Below are 21,031 nucleotides of genomic sequence, written 5' to 3'. Positions count from 1 at the left end.
GTCCAGGGCGACGACGCGGGTCTCGCCCTCCCCGTAGACCTTGTTCAGGCCGGTGGCGCGGGCGGCCGCCAGGCCGGTACGGACGGCGGTTGCGGGGATCGTCACAGAGGCTCCTGGGGATGGAACGGATTTTCGGGTTCCGTTCCATCCTGTCAAGCCGTTCGGGCCCGACGCGTATGCCGCGGGGACGGTCGGCCCCCGCCGTCCCGACGAGGCGGCGGGGGGCTATCTCCTCCTGAGGTATGACAACCGATCCGGGGGCCGGTCACTCCACCGCGACGCCGAACGCCGCGGCCAGCCCGGCCAGGCCGTTCGTCACCGCCCGGCCCGAGGGCGTGAACGTCCAGGCCCCGCCGGAGCGTTGGAACGAACCGAGCAGCATCGCGCTGTCCGGCATCCCACCGGTGGGGGCGGCCCAGTCGGCCGGGCCGGACGCGCCCGGGCCGTAGGTCGCGGCGAGGGCGAGCCCGTGCACGTAGCCGAGCGGCAGGGCCGGCGGCTCCTCCTCCTCGGTCGAGACGGCGACCATCACCTCGTCCACCGTCGGCGCCAACCGGGCCAGGTCCAGGGTGAGTCGGGCCGCCCGGACCGGCTCCCCGGGCACCGACCGGGTGGGGTGCAGCCGGACGGCGCCGTCCGGGTCCTGCGGGCTGTTGAAGAAGACGAAGTGCTCGTCGCTCAGCACCCGCCCCCTGGCGCACAGGAAGGCGGTGACGTCCAGCTCGACCGCGTCGCCGCCGGCCGTCCGGCTCTGCCAGCTCACCGTCACGCTGCTCTGACGGTCCGTCAACTCCTCGGCCTGCTCGGGCTTGCGGGGTGCCGGGGCGGTGCCGCCGCCGAGTCGGCCGCGCAGGCCCTGCTCGGCCAGCAGCTCGACCAGCTCCGGCCCGCTGATCAGGGTCAGCGGCTTGCCCTTGACGTAGTCGTAACTGCCCTTGCCGAAGCCGGCCGTGGTCACCAGGATGCCCTTGATCGCGCCGTGGTGGCGCACCGTGGAGTCCAGGTCGCGCACGGCGGTGGGGGAGACGGTCTTGGCGTAGCGCTTGGCCTGGATCACGATCGTGCCGCCGGTCACCGGGTCGAGGTCCTCGGCGATCACGTCCACCCCGACGTCGCCGCTGCGGGCCGTGGTCATCACCCGGAAGCCGCGCAGCCGGAACAGCTCGGCGATCAGCTCCTCGAACTCGATCGGGTCCATCTCGAAGAGGTCCGGGTCGTCGTCGTACCCGCCGTGCCCGGCCAGGCTGCCGCCGACCGTCTCCGGCAGCCGGTCCGGCCGCACCTCGTCCAGCCGCTCCGGGCGCGCCGACAGCTTGCCGCCCAGGCCCTGGAAGCACTCCACCGGCGCCACCCGGTCCAGCGCCAGCCCGGCGAACCCGGCCCGGGTGGCGGTCAGCGTGGACAGGAAGCGCTCCGCCTCCCGGCCGGTCGCCGGGTCGATGCCGCGGACGAAGCCGTTCAGCACCACCGAGTCCAGCAGGCCGTCGTGGTCCGCCCGGAAGAGCTCGGCGACCACCCGCAGCGCGGTCTGCGCCAGCACCTCCCGGTACAGCGCCTTGCGCTCGGTCGCCGTCCGGGCCACCTCCGCCTCGCGGTCGTCGGTCTTCACGTACCGCACCCGGGCCGCGGCCGGCACCACGTCCGCGCCGGGCAGTTCCCAGTTCACCACCAGCTGGCGGGCGGCCGTGTCCCAGGCCGCCACCAGCCGGTGCGGGAAGCCCTCCGGCCAGGCCGCCGAGGCGTACAGGCCGGCGGTGAAGTACTCCTGCACCGCCTCCGGCTCGCCCGTGCGCAGCCGGCGCAGCAACTCCTCGGTGCGGGCGGCGCGTTCCCCGTCCTGGCGGCGGTGCTGGGCGACCCAGGCCAGGTACTCGTCGTGGTACGCGGCCAGCCGGCGCTGGCGGTCCGCCTCCCGGGCCTGCGCGGCGTACCAGTCCTGCTCGAACCGGGCCCGCGCCTGGGCCACGTACTGCTCGTACTGCTGCCGGACCCCCGGGTTGCGGGCCTGCACGTGGTCCGGCGGGGGCACCTGGTACTGCGCCTGGTCGGGCATCGGGATCGGTACGCCCAGCGGCCCGGGCTCGAACGGCGGCACCGGGTGCGGGGCCAGCAGCGCCTGCGGGCTGAACGCCGGCGCCCGCAGCCCGGCGGCCAGCAGACCGCGCAACTCCTCGACCCGGGCGTCCAGTTCGGCCGTCCGCCGGGCCGCCTCCACCTCCCGGGACTGCTGGTAGGCGCGCTGCGCCTCCCGCTCGTCGCGGGCCGCCGCCCGCTCGGCCTCGCGCTGCTCGCGCTCGCGCCGGCGCTGCTCCGCCGTCTCGGCGCGAAAGCGGGCCTCCTCCCGGCGCTGCTGCTGCCGCTGCGCCTCCGCCCAGACCGCCAGCACCCCGTTGCTCCGCCGCCCCGCCACCGTCCACCCCTTCGCTCCACGTCGGACCGGTCGCGGCGCCCGCCTCCCGGCCGCGCCGCCCACCGCGCCCGCCACAATAGAACGTGGACGCCCCGCCCGGCCAAGTGCGCGCGACCCGCGGTGCCACGGGGGCTGCCGGGCAGGCCGTCCGGCGGCCCGCCGGAGTGTCTCCGATACCCCGGGGGGTACGAATGCTAGGCTCCGTCCTGATACCCCCAGGGGTAAATGAGCGAGAAGGAGCGGCCCGTGTACTTCGTCGACACCCTGGACATCGAGACCCTCGGCAATCGCAGCTACCTCGCCGGCGGCCCCGGCGGAGCGGTCGCCGTCGACCCGCCCCGCGACGTCGACCGAGTCGTCGCCGCTGCGGCCCGGCGCGGCGTCCGGATCACCTACGTCGCCGAGACCCACGTCCACAACGACTACATCAGCGGCGGGCTGGAGCTCGCCCGGCTCACCGGGGCGCACTACCTCGTCCCGGCCGACGCCGCCGTCTCCTACCGGCGCGTCCTGGTCCACGACGGCGACGAGTTCGACGTCGACCCGGCGAGCGGCGTCGGCCTGCACGCCGTCGCCACCCCCGGCCACACCCCGCACCACACCTCCTACGTGCTCACCGAACACGGCCGGATCCGCGCCGCCTTCACCGGCGGCTCCCTGCTCATCGGCACCGTCGGCCGCCCCGACCTGGTCGAACCCCGGCTCACCGAACACCTCGCGCACGCCCAGTACCGCTCCGCCCACCGGCTCGCCGAACAGCTCCCCGACGAGACCCCGGTGCTGCCCACCCACGGCTTCGGCAGCTTCTGCTCGGTCGGCCGCGCCGGCACCGACACCAGCACCATCGGCGCCGAACGCCACCGCAACGACGCCCTGGTCAAGGACCCCGCCACCTTCGTCGCCGACCTGCTCGCCAGCCTCGACGACATCCCCGCCTACTACGCCCACATGGGCCCGGTGAACGCGGCCGGGCCCCGGCCCGTCGACCTCACCCCGCCCGCCCCCGCCGACGCCCAGGAGCTGGCCCGCCGCCTCTCGGCCGGCGAATGGGTCGTCGACCTGCGCGCCCGCACCGCCTTCGCCGCCGGACACCTCGCCGGCTCGTTCAACTTCGAGGGCACCGGCCGGCTGGCCACCTACCTGGCCTGGCTGATCCCCTGGGGCAAGCCCGTCACCCTGCTCGCCGCGAGCCCCGAACAGCTCGCGGACGCCCAGCGCGAGCTCACCCGGGTCGGCATCGACCGCCCCGCCGCGGCCGCCACCGGCGAACCCGAGGACTGGCTGCGCCCCGGCGAGGCGCTGCGCAGCTTCCCGCGGGCCACCTTCGCCGACCTGGCCGCCGTCTGGGGCGCGGCCGACCGCCCGGTGGTGCTGGACGTCCGGCGCGACTCCGAGCGGGCCACCACCCACATCGAGGGCAGCCTGCACATCCCCGTCCACCAGCTGCACACCCGCACCGGCGAGCTGCCCGCGTCCGCGGAACTCTGGGTGCACTGCGCCGGCGGCATGCGGGCGGCGATCGCCGCCTCCCTGCTGGACGCCGCCGGCCACCGGGTGATCGCCGTCGACGACACCTTCACCGCCGCCGCCCCGGCCGGCCTCCCCATCAGCGAGGGCCCGGCCACCCCGGAGACCTGAGCCACCCCGCGGCGGCGGGCCGGCGACGGCACGGCCCGCGGCGGTGGGGCCTCTCCTGCGGCCCGGGCTCCGCCCCTCGCCCGGGCCTGACCCGCCCTGGGCTCTGGACCACGGTCGGCCCCGACCCGGTCCCCGCCCTGGGTCCGGACCGCCCCGGCCCTTGGGCCCTCGTCCCCGGCTCGGGCACTGTCAGTGGCGGCGGGTAACCTCGCAGTTTCCAGCTGGTAGGCGAGGGAGGGATGCCCGTGACGATCGGAGCGCAGCAGGCGGGCCCTGCGGACGGGTGGCTGTCCACCGGGCTGAGCTGGCGGGACGGCCGCGCGCTGCTCGGGGCCGTGCACGGGAGCCGGGTGCACGAGCGGGCGGTGGTGCCCGGGGCCGAGGTCGGGTGGCTGCTGGGCGGGCCGCGCCGCTGCACCGGCGCCTGGCTGGCCGGGGCGAGCGAGCGCACGCCGTGCCCGCACCGGGCGGCGATCGAGCCCGGCGGCGGTGCCGTGCAGTGCCCCGCCTGCCAGAGCGTCGACCGGGGCCTGGCCCTCGCCCGGGACCAGATCCTCGACGACGGCCGCACCTACCTGCTCTACCTGGCCTGGTTCGGCGACGGCCTGCTCAAGGTGGGGCTCACCGCCGAGCAGCGCGGTGACAGCCGGCTGCTCGAACAGGGCGCGCTCGCCTACGCGTTCACCGCGCGCGGCAGCCTGCCCGCGGTGCGCCGGGCCGAACTCACCGTCGCCGCCTCCGGGTTGGCCCGGGAGCGGTTCAAGAGCCGGGTCAAGACGGAACACTGGTGGTCGCACGGCGACGAGCCGCACCGCCGGGCCGTCCTCACCGAGGCCCGCGCCCAGGCGCACCGGCTGCTGGCCGGGCACGCCCTGGAGCTGCTCGTCGACCGCCCGGTGGCCGACCACGTGGAGCGCTTCGGCCTGGCCGGCGGCGCACCCGAGAGCTACCGGGAGCTCGGCGGCCTCACCGCGGGGGCCGTCGTCGCGGGCACGCTGCGGCCGGCGGTGGGCCGCCACCTCTTCCTGGACCAGGCCGACGGCTCCGGTCCGCTGCTGCTGGACACCCGGCTGCTCACCGGCTGGACGCTCACCCCGGTCAGCGGCCGCCCCACCGCGGGGCTGGCCCTGCACGAGCGGATCCGCCCGCCGGAGCCGGACACCCAGGAGGCGCTGTTCTGACGATTCCGACGATGACGAGAGGGGCTGCTCAGCCCAGCCGGCTGCGCACCCCGCCCGGCCCGGACCGGGCCCGGCGCGACAGCGGTGGCCGGGACGGGCGGACGTCGCCGCGCGCGCCCGGCTGCTCGTCCGCCGCGCGCCGGTCGGCCGCGGCCCGGGCGGTGGCCAGGGCCACCCGCGCGAGCAGCGGGTCCTCCCGGACCCCGGCGGCGCGCTTGGCCGTCTGGCAGCGCGAGCACCAGACCGGCGAGGCCGGTCCGTCCTGGTAGGCCATGCTCTCCGGCGGCAGGTAGTGCCCGCCGCACTCGACGCATTCGAAGATCAACCTCATCCGACGATCACCGTCCCGGATCCGTGGCACCGACCGCATGGCGACCAGAAGGTGTGGATCCTCGGCACCATGCTTCCTTCCTCGTCCAGTTCGACCGTGGCTTCGGTCTTCTGGGTCCCCCCGGACCCGCCGCAGCCGGAACAGGACTGAACCTCGGGCATATGCCGTCCCTCCGTAGCGGAGCACCACCGTAGCGCGAATTCCCGGTTGACAGCACCGCTCCTGACGATCCACCACCCTTGCCGGGGAGCGCGCGACCGGCCTTCGCGCCCCGGGGAACGCCGATGGCCTCCCGTCCGGGACGGGAGGCCATCGGAGCACACGCCTCAGCCGCGGGAGGCGCGCAGGAACTCGCGGTTCATCGCGGCGATGCTGGGCAGCGGGATGCCCTTGGGGCAGGCGGTGGCGCACTCGCCGGTGTTGGTGCAGCCGCCGAACCCCTCGGCGTCCATGGCCGTGACCATGTTCCGCACCCGGGAGGCGCGTTCCGGCGCGCCCTGGGGGAGCACGTTGAGGTGGACCACCTTGGCGGAGGTGAAGAGCATCGCCGAGCCGTTCGGGCAGGCGGCCACGCAGGCGCCGCAGCCGATGCACTCGGCGTGCTCGAAGGCGGTGTCCGCGGCCTCCTTGGGGACGGGCGTGGCGTGCGCGTCGGGGGCGCTGCCGGTGGGGGCGGTGATGTAGCCGCCGGAGCCGATGATCCGGTCGAAGGCCGAGCGGTCCACGACCAGGTCCTTGACCACCGGGAAGGCCGCGGCCCGCCACGGTTCGACGTCGATGGTGTCGCCGTCCCGGAAGTGCCGCATGTGCAGCTGGCAGGTGGTGGTGCGTTCGGGGCCGTGGGCCTGGCCGTTGATGACCATGCCGCAGGCGCCGCAGATGCCCTCGCGGCAGTCGTGGTCGAAGGCGACGGGCTGGTCGCCCCGGGTGATCAGTTCCTCGTTGAGGGTGTCGAGCATCTCCAGGAAGGACATGTCCGGGCTGATCCCGCCGACCTGGTAGGTGGTCATCGAGCCGGGCGCGTCCGGGCCCGCCTGGCGCCAGATGCGCAGGGTGAGGTTCATGCGTAGCTCCGCTGGGTGGGGTGGACGTACGCGAAGTCGAGGGCCTCGCGGTGCAGGACGGGGGCGTTGCCGGTGCCGGTGAACTCCCAGGCGGCGGCGTACGCGTACTCCTCGTCGCGCCGGGCGGCCTCACCCTCCGGGGTCTGGCTCTCGGTGCGGAAGTGGCCGCCGCAGGACTCGGCGCGGTGCAGGGCGTCCAGGCACATGAGTTCGGCGAGCTCGAAGTAGTCGACGAGCCGGTTGGCCTTCTCCAGCGCCTGGTTGAGCTCCTGCCCGCTGCCGGGCACCTTGATCCGGCGCCAGAACTCCTCGCGCAGCTGCGGGATCCGCTCCAGTGCACGGCGCAGTCCGGCCTCGTCGCGGGCCATCCCGCACTCGTCCCAGAGGAGTTCGCCGAGTTCGCGGTGGAAGGAGTCCGGGGTGCGGTCGCCGTCGACCGCGAGGATCAGGTTGAGCCGGTCCTGGACCTCGGCCTCCGCGTCGGCGAGCGCCGGGTGGTCGGCGGGGACGGCGGGCAGCGGCTTGCGGGCCAGGTAGTCGTTGAGGGTGGGCGGCAGGACGAAGTAGCCGTCGGCGAGGCCCTGCATGAGCGCGCTGGCGCCGAGCCGGTTGGCGCCGTGGTCGGAGAAGTTGGCCTCCCCGATCGCGAACAGGCCGGGCACGGTGGTCTGGAGGTCGTAGTCGACCCAGAGCCCGCCCATCGTGTAGTGGATCGCCGGGTAGATCCGCATCGGCACCCGGTACGGGTCCTCGGCGGTGATCCGCTCGTACATGTCGAAGAGGTTGCCGTACCTGGCGGCGACGGCCTCGCGGCCCATCCGGCGGATGGCGTCGGCGAAGTCCAGGTAGACGCCCTGCCCGCCGGGGCCGACGCCGCGACCCTCGTCGCAGACGTTCTTGGCGGCGCGGGAGGCGATGTCGCGCGGCACCAGGTTGCCGAACGAGGGGTAGATCCGTTCGAGGTAGTAGTCCCGTTCGGTCTCGGGGATCTCGGCGGGCGGCCGCTGGTCGCCCTTGGCCTTGGGCACCCAGATCCGGCCGTCGTTGCGCAGCGACTCGCTCATCAGGGTGAGCTTGGACTGGTGGTCGCCGGAGCGCGGGATGCAGGTGGGGTGGATCTGGGTGAAGCACGGGTTGGCGAAGTGGGCGCCGCGCCGGTGGGCCCGCCAGATCGCGGTGGCGTTGGAGTTCTTGGCGTTGGTGGAGAGGTAGAAGACGTTGCCGTAGCCGCCGGTGGCGAGCACCACGGCGTCGGCGGTGTGGCTGGTGATCGCGCCGGTGACCAGATCGCGGGCGACGATGCCGCGGGCCCGGCCGTCGACGACCAGCAGGTCGAGCATCTCGGTGCGCGGGTGGATCTCGACGTTCCCGGCGGCGATCTGCCGGGACAGCGCCTGGTAGGCGCCGAGCAGCAGCTGCTGGCCGGTCTGGCCGCGGGCGTAGAAGGTGCGGGAGACCTGGACGCCGCCGAACGAGCGGGTGTCGAGCAGTCCGCCGTACTCGCGGGCGAAGGGGACGCCCTGGGCGACGCACTGGTCGATGATCTCCACCGACACCTGGGCCAGCCGGTGCACGTTGGACTCGCGGGCGCGGAAGTCGCCGCCCTTGACGGTGTCGTAGAACAGCCGGCGGACGGAGTCGCCGTCGTTGCGGTAGTTCTTGGCCGCGTTGATGCCGCCCTGGGCGGCGATCGAGTGGGCCCGTCGCGGGGAGTCCTGGAAGCAGAACTGGACGACGTGGTAGCCCTGTTCGGCGAGGGTGGCGCCGGCCGCGCCGCCGGCCAGGCCGGTGCCGACCACGATCACGGTGTGCTTGCGCCGGTTGGCCGGGTTGACCAGCTTGGCGTCGAACCGCCGCTGGTCCCAGCGCTGTTCGATCGGCCCGGCGGGGGCCTTGGTGTCGGCGATCGGCTCGCCCTCGCGGTAGTCGAGGTATCCGCTGCTCACTTCACCACTCCGGTCATCACGGCCACGGGGACGGACAGGAAGCCGGCGGTCAGCACGAGCGCCAGGCCGTTGGCGGCCAGCTTCAACGCGCGGTCCCGGCGGGCGTTGTTGGCGCCGAGGGTCTGCGCGGCGCTCCAGAAGCCGTGCCGGATGTGCAGGCCGACGGCGAGCATCGCCACGACGTAGATCACGCAGCTGTACCAGTTCGAGAACGAGGCCACGATGTTCTGGTACGGGTGGCCGTGCTCGGCGGCCGGGTTCACGGTGAGCGTGGTCAGGTCGAGGATGTGCCAGACGATGAACAGGGCGAGGATCACCCCGCCCCAGCGCATCGTCCGGGTCGCGTAGCTCGCCCGGCGGCGCTGGTGGACGTACTTGCTCGGCCGGGCGGCGAGGTCCCGCCGGCTGAGCTGGTAGGCGGCCACGCCGTGCAGGACGACGGCGGCGAGCAGGCCGGTCCGGGCGATCCAGAGGAACCACTCGTGGCCGAGGAAGGGCTGGCCGATCGTGCGCAGCCAGGCCGCGTAGCCGTTGATGTCGTCCGGGCCGAAGAACACCTTGAGGTTGCCCAGCATGTGCGCGACCAGGTACAGCAGCATGACCAGTCCGCTGACGGCCATGACCGCCTTCTTGCCGACGGTCGACCGCCACAGGGTCGCCAGGGTGGACGGATGCCGGGCCGTCCGAGTCGCGGTTGTCATGGCAGCAACGGTAGGGAGGGGCGCAAGGGTGCGTCCAAGACATGATGCGGCTCGCGGCGATAGGCACCGGCTATCGACGCGGCCTATCCTGGCCGCGTGCAGCTCCAGCAACTCCGCTACTTCCTGGCCGTCGCCGAGACCCGGCACTTCACCCGGGCGGCCGAGGCGGCACATGTCGCCCAGCCCTCACTCTCGCAACAGATCCGGTCGCTGGAGCGGGAGTTGGGCGCCGAGCTGTTCCACCGCACCCGGGGCAACATCGCCCTGACCGACGCCGGGGACGCCCTGCTGCCGCTGGCTCGGCGCATCCTGGCGGACACCGAGAGCGCCCGGCTGGCCGTCCAGGAGACCGTCCAGCTGCGCCGCGGCCGGGTCCGGCTGGGCGCGCCGCCGAGCCTGTGCACCAGCCTGGTGCCGGACGTGCTGCGGGTGTTCCGGGACCGCTACCCGGGGGTGGCGCTGGTGGTCCGGGAGGGCGGCTCGCGCGACCTGGTCCGCTCGCTGGCGGCGGGGGAGCTGGACCTCGCGCTGATCATCACCCCGCCGAGCGGGGAGGCGGCGCCCGCCCTGGACGTCACCGAACTGCTGCACGAGGAGCTGGTGCTGGTCTCCGCGGAGGAGCGGGCGCGGCGCACGGTGCGGGTGACGGAGCTGCGCGGGCGGCCCCTGGTGATGTTCCGGGAGGGCTACGACGTCCGGGAGGCGACCCTGGCGGCCTGCCGGGCGGCCGGGTTCGAGCCCGAGTTCGCGGTCGAGGGCGGCGAGATGGACGCGGTGCTCGGCTTCGTCCGGGCCGGGCTCGGACCGGCGGTGCTGCCCGGCATGGTGGCGGCCCGGTCGGGGCTCGGGGTGACGCCGTTCGCGGGGCCGGGACTGGGCCGGACGATCGCGGTCGCGCACGGCCGCGAGGTGCCGCTCACCCGGGCCGCGGAGACCCTGCGCACGACCCTGCTCGCCCACCTGCGCGACGCCGCTCGGGCGGGCGAACTCCCGCCCGGCACGCGGCTGTTGCTCTGAACGGGCGAAGGCCCGGGGCGGGCGCCCCGGGCCTTCGTCACGGCGGTGATCAGGCCGGCAGCACGGCCTCGATCGCGGCGATCACCTCGGCCGACTCCGGCTCGGAGCGCGGCCGGAGCCGGGCGGTCACGGCGCCGTCCGGCGACACCACGAACTTCTCGAAGTTCCAGGCGACGTCACCGGCCTGGCCCTCGGCGTCAGCCTGCCGGGTGAGCTGCGCGTACAGCGGGTGACGGTCGTCGCCGTTCACGTCCGTCTTCTCGAACAGCGGGAAGGACACGCCGTAGGTGGTGGAGCAGAAGGTCTGGATCTCCTCGGCGCTGCCCGGCTCCTGCCCGGCGAACTGGTTCGAGGGGAAGCCCAGGACGGTGAACCCGCGCCCGGCGTACCGCTCCTGGAGCCGCTCCAGGCCGGCGTACTGCGGGGTCAGGCCGCACTTGGACGCGACGTTGACGATCAGCAGCGCCTTGCCCTTGTAGTCGGCCAGCGAGGCGGTCTCGCCGGACAGCGTGCGCAGCGGGATGTCGTACAGGCTCACGGTGGTGGTCCTTTCGGCAGGTCGGGATGGCGGGTGGTTCCCGTGGTCACGGTAGCCGTTCCGGCCTGGTCAACCGTGCCGGGCCCGCTGGTGTTCCGTCCGGGCGTGGCGAACCGGCCGGGCCCGGGGGGAGGGGTCCCGGGCCCGGCCGGAGCCGGTCGGCGCGCCGGGGCGCCGGGTGTCAGAGCGCCAGCGGCTTGATGGCGGTCGGCGCGTGCTCGGGGAGCGTGGCGAGCTCCTCGAACTCGGTGACGTTGCTCATGTCGACCGTCTTGCTCATCGCGATGTTGGTGATGCGCTCGAGGATGCACTCGACGACGACCGGGACGCTGTACTCGGCGGCCAGCTTCTTGGCCTCCTCGAAGGCGGCACCCAGTTCGTTCGGGTCGGTGACCCGGATCGCCTTGACGCCCAGGCCCTCGGCGACCTTGACGTGGTCCACGCCGTAGACGCCGATCTCCGGGGTGTTGATGTTCTCGAACTCCAGGTTGACCTGGAAGTTGATGTCCAGGTTGACCTGCGCCTGGCGGATCAGGCCGAGGTAGGCGTTGTTCACGAGGACGTGGACGTAGGGGATCCTGTGCTGGGCGGCGACCGCCAGCTCCTCGATCATGAACTGGAAGTCGTAGTCCCCGGACAGCGCGACGATCGGGGTCTCCGGCTCCGCGGTGGCGGCACCGATGGCGGCCGGAATGGTCCAGCCGAGCGGGCCCGCCTGGCCGCAGTTGATCCAGTTGCGCGGCTTGTACACGTGGAGCATCTGCGCGCCGGCGATCTGGGAGAGGCCGATGGTGGTGACGTAGCGCGTCTCCGGACCGAAGGCCCGGTTCATCTCCTCGTACACGCGCTGCGGCTTCATCGGGATGTTGTCGAAGTGCGTGCGGCGCAGCAGGGTCGCCTTGCGCTCCTGGGCGGACGCGGCCCAGGTGCTGAAGTCGGGCAGCTTGCCCTCGGCCTTGAGCTCCCTGGCGACCTCGATGAAGAGCTCCAGCGCGGCCTTGGCGTCGGAGGCGATGCCGAAGTCCGGGGCGAAGATCTTGCCGATCTGGGTGGGCTCGATGTCGACGTGGACGAACTTGCGGCCCTTGGTGTACGCCTCCAGGTTGTAACCGGTGTGGCGGTTGGCCCAGCGGTTGCCGATGCCGAGGACGAAGTCCGACTCCAGGAACGTCGCGTTGCCGTAGCGGTGCGCGGTCTGGACGCCGACCATGCCGGCGCTCAGCTCGTGGTCGTCCGGGATGGTGCCCCAGCCCATCAGGGTGGAGATGACCGGGACGCCGGTCAGCTCGGCGAACTCGACCAGCAGGTCCGAGGCGTCGGCGTTGATGATGCCGCCGCCGGAGACGATCAGCGGACGCTCGGACTCCAGCAGGAACCGGATCGCCTTCTCGGCCTGGGCGCGGGTGGCCTGCGGCTTGTAGACCGGCAGCGGCTGGTAGGTCTCGGGGTCGAACTCGATCTCGGTCAGCTGGACGTCGATCGGGAGGTCGATCAGGACCGGGCCCGGACGGCCGGAGCGCATCAGGTGGAAGGCCTGCTGGAAGACGCCGGGGACCTGTGCGGCCTCCAGGACGGTGGTGGCGGCCTTGGTGACGGGCTTGGCGATCGCGGCGATGTCGACGGCCTGGAAGTCCTCCTTGTGCAGCTTGGAGACCGGGGCCTGACCGGTGATGCACAGGATCGGGATCGAGTCGGCGATGGCCGAGTAGAGGCCGGTGATCATGTCGGTGCCGGCCGGGCCGGAGGTGCCGATGCAGACACCGATGTTGCCGGCCTTGGCGCGGGTGTAGCCCTCGGCCATGTGGGAGGCGCCCTCGACGTGGCGGGCCAGCGTGTGCCGGATGCCGCCGCCCTCCTTGAGGGCCTTGTAGAACGGGTTGATGGCTGCGCCCGGCACGCCGAACGCGACCTCAACGCCTTCGAGCTTGAGGATCTCCACGGCCGCGCGGGCGGCTGTCATACGAGGCATCGGGTTTCTCCTGCGTCGGCCCGCAGTGGCTCGGAGGGCTCATCTCCAGAATTCCACCATACGGAAGAACGGTTTCTGTATGTGGAAACACGGTACGGCGGGGCCTGTCAGGGCGTCAAGGGGAGGTTCAACAGATTGTGGAAGCCGGCCTTGCGCTGCGAAACCGCAGGTCGGCGCGGGCCGCCGGGGGTCAGGCCAGGCTGACACGGCGGGCACGGCCGGGCCATGGCCGCTTCCTCCAGACCGGTGCGCCCTCCGGGGCGCCGGTGTCGTCGTTTGCTGCAAACCGTGCTGCGTCGGCCTGGTTCGTACACCTGACCGCTGTTCGCGCTGGTGTGCCCGGGGAATCGGCCGTTCCGGGCGCGAAAGCGGGCCCGGTGTGCCGTACGCGTGAAGGGACGGTGGACGAGGTTGGCCCGCTCGGGGGCGCTGGGTACCGTCGATGCCACGCCGGGCCCGTGACGTCCAACTGAGGCCGCGGCAGGGGGGTTTGGGACCGTCCCGGGAGCGGGGGAGCTCCGGTGGCGGAGCCCGTCCAGGACCAGCGTGCCCGGTCCGCCGCACCCGAGCGAGGGACGCGTCCCCTGGCCGCACCGACCCGACACCCACCGCCGTTGTCGCCGTCGTCCCCCGTGCCGACCTGCGCCGATCCCGTGCCGACCCGCGCCGCGCCCGCGCCGATTCCGCCTGCCGGTTCCCCGCGCCGTCCTCGTCTGCGCCGGCGCTCCCGAGCAGCACCTTGTCCCGCCGTGTCCAGCGAACAGCGTGCCCGCAGCGGCGGGTGCGCGGAAGGAACGTCCCCATGCACTGCATCCCCCCTCGCCCTCCGGTCGTGACCGGGTGAGCCGGCTGCCCCGCCGCCGCACCGGCCCGCCGGGCCGCCCCCGGCGCCCCCTCGCCGCACTGCGCGCCGTCCCCTGGCGCTACGACCTGCCCGCCTCGCTCGTGGTGTTCCTGGTCGCCCTGCCGCTCTGCGTCGGGGTGGCGGTCGCCTCCGGCGTGCCGGCCGAACTGGGGCTGGTCACCGGCATCGTCGGCGGCCTGGTCGTCGGCCTGACGCCCGGCAGCAGCCTCCAGGTCAGCGGTCCGGCCGCCGGGCTGACCGTCCTGGTCTACGACGCCGTCCAGCGCTTCGGCGCCGGCGCGCTCGGCCTGCTCGTCCTCGGCACCGGACTGCTCCAGCTGGCCATGGGGGCCTTACGCCTGGGCCGCTGGTTCCGCGCCATGTCCGCCTCGGTGGTGCACGGCATGCTGGCGGGCATCGGGCTGACCCTGCTGTTCGGCCAGCTGTACGCGCTCGCCGACCGCCGGGCCCCGGCGAGCGGCCCGGAGAAGATCGCCGGACTGCCCGCCCTGCTCGGCGACGCCCTCACCGGCGCCGCCACCCCGAGCGCGGTCACCCTCGGCATCGGCACCCTGCTGGTGCTGGTCTGCTGGCCGTACCTGCCGGGCCGGATCGCCCGCAGCGTCCCCGCCCCGCTCGCGGCGGTCGGCCTGGCCGCCGCCGTCACGGCCGCCGCCGACCTGCCGGTGGCCCGGGTCCGCGTCGCCGGCCTGCTCGACGTCGTCGAGCTGCCCGACCGTGCGGCGCTCGGCGCCCTCGCGGGCACCGCCGGGCTCGGGACGGTCGTCGCGTTCACCCTGATCGCCTCCGCCGAGACGCTGTTCAGCGCCGCCGCCGTCGACCGGATGCACCACGGCCCGCGCACCGACTACGACCGCGAGCTGACCGCGCAGGGCCTCGGCAACACGGTCTGCGGACTGCTCGGCGCGCTGCCGATGACCGCGGTGATCGTCCGCAGCGCCGCCAACGTGCAGGCCGGCGCCAGGACCAAGGCCTCGCGCACCCTGCACGGGCTCTGGCTGCTGCTGTTCACCGCGCTGATGCCCGGCGCGCTCGGCCTTGTCCCGCTCACCGCGCTGGCCGCCGTCCTGGTGCACGCGGGCGCCAAACTCGTCCCGCTGCGGCGGATCGCGGCGCTCTGCCGGGGCCGGGAGCACCGGGGCGAGGCCGTGGTGCTGGCGGTGACGGCGGTCGCGATCATCGGCACCGACCTGTTCGAAGGGGTGCTGATCGGCATCGGGCTGGCCGTGGTCAAGTCCGCCTGGCAGACCTCCCACCTACAGATCGGCGTGGAGGAGCTGGTGCGGCCGTCCGGCGAGGCCTGGCAGCGGGTCCGGCTGAGCGGCAACGCGACCTTCCTGCGGCTGCCGCGGTTGCTGGACACCCTGGAACGGCTGCCCGCCGACCGGCCGGTGGAGCTCGACTGGTCCGGCCTGCGCCACCTGGACCACGCCTGCACGCTGGCGCTCGCCTCCTGGGCCGCCCAGCACCGGGCCCGCAGCACGGCGCCGCTCGCGGTCGAACCGCCGCTGCCGACGGTCGCCTGACGGCTGGTGAGCCCGAGGGTCGCGGCCCGGAGCGGTCCGGGCCGCGACCGGTGTCCTCGGGGTTGACCCTGCTTCAGGTCTCAGGGCCTCAGACGCTGGACGTGGTCTGCGCGCCGGCCGGGGCGGGTTCGATGGTCCCGGCGGCATCTTGACGGGTCAGCAGCCGGTCCAGTGCGTACGGGCCGGAGCCGAGCACCGCGATGGCCAGGAAGGCCCAGCAGAACATCACGGAGGCCTCGCCGCCGTTCTGCAGCGGCAGCAGGGCGTGCTCCTGGTGGACGGTGAAGTAGGCGTACGCCATCGAGCCGGAGCAGAGCAGCGCGGCGGTGCGGGTGCCGGCGCCGAGCAACACCAGGGCGCCGCCGACCAGTTGGATCAGTGCGGCCCACCAGCCGGGCCACTCGCCGAGCGGGACGGTGCCGCCGCCCTTGGCGCCACCGAGGACGCCGAAGAGCGAGGCCACGCCGTGGCAGGCGAAGAGCAGGCCGACGACGACCCGAAAGGCCGTCAGTACGAGTGGGCGGGCGGCGTCGGCCGCCTGACGGGGGGTGGCGGGGAGGTTCACGGACATGGGGGAACGCCTCCTGTGAGGGGAGGGGGGACCGGGGGCGGTAAGGCTAGCCTTGGTCTAGTCCGGTTGGCAATGTCCTGTCAGAAAGTTACATCCGCGGGCCGCTCGCCCTTCTTTCTTGACCGATCGATCTTGAAAGGGCTAGCGTTCCACCATGGCGCGAACGAAGGAATTCGACCCGGATGCGGCGCTCCAGGCGGCCCTGGAGCTGTTCTGGCGGCGCGGCTACGAGGCCACCTCGATGGCCGACCTGGTCGAGGGGCTGGGGATCGCCCGCGCGAGCCTCTACGCCACCTTCGGCAGCAAGCACGAGCTGTACCTGCGCGCGCTGGAGCGCTACGCCGAGCAGACCGACCCGGTCCTGCTGGCCGAACTCTCCCAGCCCGGCCCGGTGTTGCCGGCCGTCCGCGCGCTGGTGCGCCGGTTCGCGGCCGAGTCGGCCGGGGACGGGCGGGAGCGCGGCTGTTTCGTCACCAACACCGCCGTCGAGCTCGCCCCGCACGACGACCCGGCGGCCCGCCGGGTCGGCGCCAGCCTCGCCCACCTGGAGACCGCGCTCACCGCCGCCCTGGTCCGCGCCGCGGCGCAGGGCGAACTGCCCGCCGGGCGGGAACCCCGGGCGCTGGCACGGATGCTGATGGTGCTGATGCAGGGCATGCGGGTGATGGGCAAGACCACCGACGGCGCGGCCCGGGTGCGGGACGCCGCCGAGCAGGCGCTGGTCCTGCTGGACTGACGCGCGCGCCGGGGTCGTTTCGCCGCCTGCTCCTTCTCGACCCACCTGCTTCCTCTTGACCTTTTTCTGGACCGAACGGTCTCTATAGACATCTCGCCCAAGGAGTCCTCATGACCACGCGTTTCGCCGACACCGCCGTCCTGGTCACCGGCGGCGGCAGCGGCATCGGCCGCGCCATCGCGCTCGCCTTCGCGGCCGAGGGTGCCCGGGTCGCGGTCGCCGGCCGCAGCGCGGGCCCGCTCGCCGAGACCGTCGACCTGATCGAGCGGGCCGGCGGCAAGGCCGTCGCACTGACCGGCGACGTGACGGACACCGGGGACGCCGCCCGTCTGGTCCGCGAGACCGTCGAACAGTTCGGCGGCCTGGACGTCGCCGTCAACAACGCCGGTGTGCTCGGCGGCCTCGGCCCGGTCGCCGACATCGACGAGGCGGAGTGGCAGCGGGTGATCGACGTCAACCTCACCGGCACCTGGCTCGCCATGAAGCACCAGATCGCCCACATGCGGGCCCACGGCGGCGGCGCGATCGTCAACGTGGCGTCCAACGTCGGCACCCACCTGCGGATTCCGGGCCTCGGCGCCTACGCCGCCAGCAAGGCCGCCGTCACCGCGCTGACCCGCGCCGCCGCCCGCGACCACATCGCCGACGGCGTCCGGATCAACCTGGTCAGCCCCGGCCCGGTGGAGACCGACATGTCCACCCGCCCCGGCGAGAGCACCGTCGACAAGGCCGCCCGGATGCGCACCGCCGTCCCGGCCGGCCGCGCCGGCGCCGTCACCGAGATCGCCGCCGCCGTCCTCCACCTCGCCTCCCCCGAGGCGGCCTTCACCGTCGGCGCCGACCTCGTCCTCGACGGCGGCGTCACCGCCTGACCCGCCCGCCGCGGATCGACACGAACCGGCTCAACGGCTGCACGGGGTTCAGCCGTTGAGCCAGTCCGCGTCCACCACCTCGTACAGCGCGTACCCGCCCACCCGGGACGCGGCTGGATCTGACGCGAACGCGTAAGGCCGTGGACACCCGTTGCTCATCGTGAGGTTTCCGACGCGTCGTGTGGGCAAGACACGGTTTCGGCCGGAACCGACGTCATGAAAGGCGGACGCGCACGCCATGCCGACCGCACCGCACCCCGCGGCCCAGCCGGGCCGCCGACACCGCTGGGGCGAACACGGGCTCGCCTGGGCCTTCCTGCTGCCCTCGCTGGTGGTCTTCGTCCTCTTCATCGGCTACCCGCTGGGGCGGACCCTCTATCTGAGCGGCCACGCCAACGACCTGTTCGGCGCGCCCTCCCGCTACGTCGGCACGAAGCACTACACCGAGCTGCTGACCTCGGCCGACTTCCGCCACACGCTGGTCACCACCGCGCTGTTCACGCTGTTCACCGTGGTGCCCGGGGTGCTCGGGGCCCTGGTGCTGGTGCTGCTGCTGGAGAGCCGGATCCGGGGCGTGCGGCTGCTGCGCACCGCCTTCGCGCTGCCCTTCGCCTTCTCGGTGGCCAGCGCCTCGGTGGTCTTCGCGGTGTTCTTCAATCCGGCCGCGGGCGTGCTGAACGGCCTGCTCGCGCAACTGGACATCGGCCCGGTCGGCTGGCTCACCGACTCCCGGTACGCGCTGCTCTCGGTGGCCGCCACCACGGTGTGGATGAGCCTGGGCTACAACGTCCTGGTGCTGTCGGCCGGAATCGGCTCGATCCCCGCCGAGATCGTGGAGGCGGCCCGGATCGACGGCGCCTCGGGACTGCGGCTGGCCCGCTCGATCACCGTGCCGATGCTCGGCCCGCACCTGTTCTTCCTGACCGTGGTCTCCACCGTGCACGCGCTGCAGAGTTTCGGCCAGATCCACATCCTGACCAAGGGCGGCCCGGACGGCGCCACGCGCACCCTCGTCTACTCGGTCTACGAGAAGGCCTTCGCGTACGGCTCCAGCGACTTCGGCACCGCGAGCGCGCAGGCCGTGGTGCTGCTGGTGGTGGTCCTCGCCTGTACGGCCGTCCAGTTCGGGGTCCTGGAGCGGAAGGTGCACTACGCATGACCACGACCACCACCACAGCCGTCGAGGCCGGAGCCCCGCGCCCCCGCACCCGCGCGCTGGCGGGCCGTTCGCCGCGTGACCTGCTCGGCCGGGCCGCCGTCTACCTGCTGCTCGCCGCCGCCGTCGTCACGGTGGCCTTCCCGGTGTACTACGCGGTCGCCGGCGCCTTCATGACCCCGTCCGAACTCTCCTCCTACCCACCGGCGTTGCTGCCGCACTCGGTGACCGGGCGGAACTTCTCCGGGGCCGTCGAGGCCGTCCCGCTGGCCCGCCAGTACCTCAACTCGGCGGTCGTGGCGACCGTCATCACCCTCGCCCAGCTGGTCACCTCGATCCTGGCCGCGTACGCCTTCGTCTTTCTGCCGCTGAAGGCGCGGGCGGCGGTGTTCGGGGTGTTCCTGGCGACGCTGATGGTCCCGTGGGAGGCCATCATCATCCCCAACTACCTGACGCTGTCCGGCTGGGGGCTCGGCAACACCTACTTCGGCCTGGTGCTGCCCTTCCTCGCCTCCGGCTTCGGCACCTTCATGCTGCGCCAGTCCTTCCGCCAGCTGCCCGGCGAACTGCGGGACGCCGCGCGGATCGACGGCGCGGGCCACTGGCGCTTCCTGTGGCGGATCGTCGTCCCGCTCAACAAGCCGGCCCTGGCGGCGCTGGCGATCTACGTCTTCCTGTCCGCCTGGAACCAGTACTTCTGGCCGCTCATCATCACCCGCACCGCGGAGATGCAGACCCTGCAGATCGGCCTCACCTCGCTGCGCGACTCCGAGATGGCCGACCCCGGCCTGATCCTGGCGGGCGTGGTGCTCTCGCTGCTGCCCACCCTCGCCCTGGTGGTCCTCGGCCAGCGCTTCATCGTCCGCGGCCTCACCTCGGGCGCCGTCCGCTGACCTGCCGCTTCCGAGTCCGTCCCTCCTGTTCTGAGCCCGTCCCTCCTGACAACCGTCCTGACAGAGAGAGAACCCTCGTGACCCCCGTGACTCCCGTGAAGAAGAGCGCACGCGCGCTCGCGGCCCTGCTGGTGGCCGGCCTGACCCTGACGGCCTGTAGCTCCGGCGACTCCGATGCGGGCTCCGGCTCCGGCGGCTCCTCCGCCGACACCGCGCCGGGCGCCCAGGCGCTCGACCAGGCCACCGGCGTCACCAGCATCGAGTTCTGGCACTCGATGACCGGCAAGAACGCCGAGGTCCTGACCGGGCTGGTGGCCAAGTTCAACGCGGCCCACCAGGGCAAGATCGAGGTCAAGGCGCAGTTCCAGGGCAAGTACGACGAACTGGTGACCAAGTACAAGGCCTCGGTGCAGCAGAAGGCCACCCCGGCTGTGGCGCAGGTCTACGACATCGGCACCCGGTTCATGATCGACTCCAAGCAGGCCGTCCCGGCCCAGGCCTTCGCCGACAAGGACGGCTACCCGCTGGACGACCTCGACCCCAACATCCGCAACTACTACTCGGTCGGCGGCAAACTGGTCTCGATGCCGTTCAACTCCTCGATGCCGCTGCTCTACCTGAACACCGACGCGTTCAAGGAGGCCGGTCTCGACCCGGCCAAGCCCCCGCAGGACCTCGCCGAACTCGGCCGGCTGGCGCAGAAGCTGACCAAGAAGGACGCCGACGGCAAGACCGTCCGGTACGGCTTCGGCGCCGCGATCTACGGCTGGTTCGTCGAGCAGCTGCTGGCCGAGTCCGGCACCATGTACTGCGACCACGACAACGGCCGCGGCGACAAGGCCGGCAAGGCGGTCTTCGACTCCACCCAGGGGGCGCAGATCGTCCAGTGGTGGGCCGACCTGGTCAAGGGCGGCTACGCGGCCAACACCGGCCGGGTCACCGACGACGCCCAGGCCGCGTTCAAGGCCGGTACGGTCGCGATGCACCTGGAGTCCACCGGGGTGCTGCGCGGCTACACCGAGGCCGCCAAGTTCCCGGTCGGCACCGCGCCGTTCCCCAAGGTCACCGCCGCCGACCAGGGCGGTCCGGTGATCGGCGGCGCCTCGCTCTGGATCAGCGGGCCCGGCCACTCGGACGCCGAGAAGCGCGCCGCCTGGGAGCTGGAGAAGTTCCTGGCCGCCCCCGAGCAGCAGGCCGGCTGGCACACCGGCACCGGCTACTTCCCGGTCAACCGGAAGGCCCTGGACGACCCCAAGGACAAGGAGTGGGTGGCCAAGTACCCGCAGTTCCAGACCGCGATCGACCAGCTGAAGGCCACCAAGCCGTCCCCGGCCACCGCCGGCTGCCTGCTCGGCGTGATGCCGCAGGCCCGCAAGGGCGTGGAGACCGCGATCGAGCAGACCATCGCCGGCTCCAAGACCGCCCAGCAGGCCCTCAGCGACGCGGCCAAGGAGCTCCAGCCCGCGATCGAGAGCTACAACAGCTCGGTCGGCTGAGCCCGGCCCCGCCCCCGCCGCACCCGACGGCCGCGCCAGGAACGCCACCGCGTACACCGAGAACGCCGCCAACAACGCCCCCACCGCGCCGAGTTCGGGAAAGAACACCGGCCCGAAGACC

Annotated in this window: 17 protein-coding genes and 1 pseudogene; 9 read left to right on the top strand and 9 right to left on the bottom strand. The window is 73.2% G+C overall.

Translation table 11 applies throughout. The features are described 5' to 3' along the window. Both ABTY15_RS39935 and ABTY15_RS37535 read right to left on the bottom strand, forming a co-directional pair. A pseudogene (locus ABTY15_RS39935) lies at nucleotides 1–105 on the bottom strand (ABC transporter ATP-binding protein); the annotation flags it as partial. 160 nt (nucleotides 106–265) lie between these two features. Further along, nucleotides 266–2,410 carry a restriction endonuclease gene (locus ABTY15_RS37535; RefSeq protein WP_350606203.1) on the bottom strand — a complete coding sequence of 715 codons (2,145 nt, stop codon included), beginning with the start codon at nucleotides 2,408–2,410 and terminating at the stop codon, nucleotides 266–268. 246 nt (nucleotides 2,411–2,656) lie between these two features. On the opposite strand from ABTY15_RS37535, the gene ABTY15_RS37530 reads away from it, so the two are divergent. Together ABTY15_RS37530 and ABTY15_RS37525 are read left to right on the top strand one after the other, a co-directional pair. Beyond that, nucleotides 2,657–4,048 carry an MBL fold metallo-hydrolase gene (locus tag ABTY15_RS37530; protein ID WP_350606213.1) on the top strand — a complete coding sequence of 464 codons (1,392 nt, stop codon included), beginning with the start codon at nucleotides 2,657–2,659 and terminating at the stop codon, nucleotides 4,046–4,048. Between the two features lie 245 nt (nucleotides 4,049–4,293). Then, nucleotides 4,294–5,229 (top strand): DUF2797 domain-containing protein, encoded by a 936-nt coding sequence (locus ABTY15_RS37525; RefSeq protein WP_350606200.1) that lies wholly within the window; start codon nucleotides 4,294–4,296, stop codon nucleotides 5,227–5,229. Between the two features lie 28 nt (nucleotides 5,230–5,257). Here ABTY15_RS37525 and ABTY15_RS37520 read toward each other — a convergent pair whose 3' ends face one another. From ABTY15_RS37520 to ABTY15_RS37505, 4 genes are all read right to left on the bottom strand, one after another. Then, complete coding sequence (locus ABTY15_RS37520) at nucleotides 5,258–5,560, bottom strand: hypothetical protein (RefSeq protein WP_350606196.1); 303 nt, start codon at nucleotides 5,558–5,560, stop codon at nucleotides 5,258–5,260. 326 nt (nucleotides 5,561–5,886) lie between these two features. After that, a complete protein-coding gene (locus ABTY15_RS37515; RefSeq protein WP_350606195.1) occupies nucleotides 5,887–6,624 on the bottom strand; it encodes a succinate dehydrogenase/fumarate reductase iron-sulfur subunit in 738 nt (245 codons plus the stop codon). Next, entirely contained in the window at nucleotides 6,621–8,570 is a 1,950-nt protein-coding gene (locus ABTY15_RS37510) for a fumarate reductase/succinate dehydrogenase flavoprotein subunit (protein WP_350606192.1), read from the bottom strand. The genes ABTY15_RS37515 and ABTY15_RS37510 overlap by 4 nt, the downstream gene beginning before the upstream one ends. Next, a complete protein-coding gene (locus ABTY15_RS37505; RefSeq protein ID WP_350606189.1) occupies nucleotides 8,567–9,271 on the bottom strand; it encodes a succinate dehydrogenase cytochrome b subunit in 705 nt (234 codons plus the stop codon). The genes ABTY15_RS37510 and ABTY15_RS37505 overlap by 4 nt, the downstream gene beginning before the upstream one ends. A gap of 96 nt (nucleotides 9,272–9,367) precedes the next feature. On the opposite strand from ABTY15_RS37505, the gene ABTY15_RS37500 reads away from it, so the two are divergent. Beyond that, nucleotides 9,368–10,288, top strand: coding sequence for a LysR family transcriptional regulator (locus tag ABTY15_RS37500; protein WP_350606186.1), 921 nt, complete (start codon nucleotides 9,368–9,370; stop codon nucleotides 10,286–10,288). 49 nt (nucleotides 10,289–10,337) lie between these two features. Here the strand turns inward: ABTY15_RS37500 and ABTY15_RS37495 are convergent, their stop codons facing one another. After that, complete coding sequence (locus tag ABTY15_RS37495; RefSeq protein ID WP_350606181.1) at nucleotides 10,338–10,826, bottom strand: glutathione peroxidase; 489 nt, start codon at nucleotides 10,824–10,826, stop codon at nucleotides 10,338–10,340. 181 nt (nucleotides 10,827–11,007) lie between these two features. After that, complete coding sequence (gcl, locus tag ABTY15_RS37490; RefSeq protein WP_350606209.1) at nucleotides 11,008–12,786, bottom strand: glyoxylate carboligase; 1,779 nt, start codon at nucleotides 12,784–12,786, stop codon at nucleotides 11,008–11,010. A gap of 912 nt (nucleotides 12,787–13,698) precedes the next feature. Here gcl and ABTY15_RS37485 point away from each other — a divergent pair. Next, nucleotides 13,699–15,186: a SulP family inorganic anion transporter gene (locus ABTY15_RS37485; protein WP_350606207.1), complete on the top strand. Its 1,488-nt coding sequence runs from the start codon at nucleotides 13,699–13,701 to the stop codon at nucleotides 15,184–15,186. Between the two features lie 88 nt (nucleotides 15,187–15,274). On the opposite strand, the gene ABTY15_RS37480 is transcribed toward ABTY15_RS37485, so the two are convergent. Beyond that, the gene (locus ABTY15_RS37480) at nucleotides 15,275–15,757 is read right to left on the bottom strand and encodes a DoxX family protein (RefSeq protein ID WP_350606179.1); all 483 of its coding nucleotides are present in this window, start codon (nucleotides 15,755–15,757) and stop codon (nucleotides 15,275–15,277) included. 154 nt (nucleotides 15,758–15,911) lie between these two features. Between ABTY15_RS37480 and ABTY15_RS37475 the strand changes: the two genes are divergently transcribed. The 5 genes from ABTY15_RS37475 (at nucleotide 15,912) to ABTY15_RS37455 (ending at nucleotide 20,910) form a co-directional block, all read left to right on the top strand. Then, on the top strand, nucleotides 15,912–16,493 hold the full coding sequence (locus ABTY15_RS37475; RefSeq protein WP_350606174.1) for a TetR/AcrR family transcriptional regulator: 582 nt from the start codon (nucleotides 15,912–15,914) through the stop codon (nucleotides 16,491–16,493). Between the two features lie 110 nt (nucleotides 16,494–16,603). Beyond that, complete coding sequence (locus ABTY15_RS37470; protein WP_350606172.1) at nucleotides 16,604–17,365, top strand: SDR family NAD(P)-dependent oxidoreductase; 762 nt, start codon at nucleotides 16,604–16,606, stop codon at nucleotides 17,363–17,365. 238 nt (nucleotides 17,366–17,603) lie between these two features. Beyond that, nucleotides 17,604–18,524 (top strand): carbohydrate ABC transporter permease, encoded by a 921-nt coding sequence (locus ABTY15_RS37465; protein ID WP_350606169.1) that lies wholly within the window; start codon nucleotides 17,604–17,606, stop codon nucleotides 18,522–18,524. After that, entirely contained in the window at nucleotides 18,521–19,414 is an 894-nt protein-coding gene (locus ABTY15_RS37460) for a carbohydrate ABC transporter permease (protein ID WP_350606165.1), read from the top strand. Before ABTY15_RS37465 ends, ABTY15_RS37460 begins: the two co-directional genes overlap by 4 nt. Before the next feature lie 95 nt (nucleotides 19,415–19,509). After that, nucleotides 19,510–20,910, top strand: coding sequence for an ABC transporter substrate-binding protein (locus tag ABTY15_RS37455; protein WP_350606162.1), 1,401 nt, complete (start codon nucleotides 19,510–19,512; stop codon nucleotides 20,908–20,910). The last annotated feature ends 121 nt before the right edge of the window (nucleotides 20,911–21,031 follow it).

The organism is Kitasatospora sp. NPDC097643 (genome assembly GCF_040302625.1).
Classification (GTDB): Bacteria; Actinomycetota; Actinomycetes; order Streptomycetales; family Streptomycetaceae; genus Kitasatospora.
The sequence above is the reverse complement of the archived record's forward strand: the minus strand, read 5'-3'. Positions and strand labels throughout refer to the sequence as shown.

Coding starts and splice junctions, on each gene's coding strand:
- gcl (WP_350606209.1), bottom strand. CDS start 12,786: ATGACAGCCGCCCGCGCGGCCGTGGAGATCCTCAAGCTCGAAGGCGTT.
- ABTY15_RS37465 (WP_350606169.1), top strand. CDS start 17,604: ATGCCGACCGCACCGCACCCCGCGGCCCAGCCGGGCCGCCGACACCGC.
- ABTY15_RS37520 (WP_350606196.1), bottom strand. CDS start 5,560: ATGAGGTTGATCTTCGAATGCGTCGAGTGCGGCGGGCACTACCTGCCG.
- ABTY15_RS37480 (WP_350606179.1), bottom strand. CDS start 15,757: ATGTCCGTGAACCTCCCCGCCACCCCCCGTCAGGCGGCCGACGCCGCC.
- ABTY15_RS37460 (WP_350606165.1), top strand. CDS start 18,521: ATGACCACGACCACCACCACAGCCGTCGAGGCCGGAGCCCCGCGCCCC.
- ABTY15_RS37515 (WP_350606195.1), bottom strand. CDS start 6,624: ATGAACCTCACCCTGCGCATCTGGCGCCAGGCGGGCCCGGACGCGCCC.
- ABTY15_RS37470 (WP_350606172.1), top strand. CDS start 16,604: ATGACCACGCGTTTCGCCGACACCGCCGTCCTGGTCACCGGCGGCGGC.
- ABTY15_RS37475 (WP_350606174.1), top strand. CDS start 15,912: ATGGCGCGAACGAAGGAATTCGACCCGGATGCGGCGCTCCAGGCGGCC.
- ABTY15_RS37505 (WP_350606189.1), bottom strand. CDS start 9,271: ATGACAACCGCGACTCGGACGGCCCGGCATCCGTCCACCCTGGCGACC.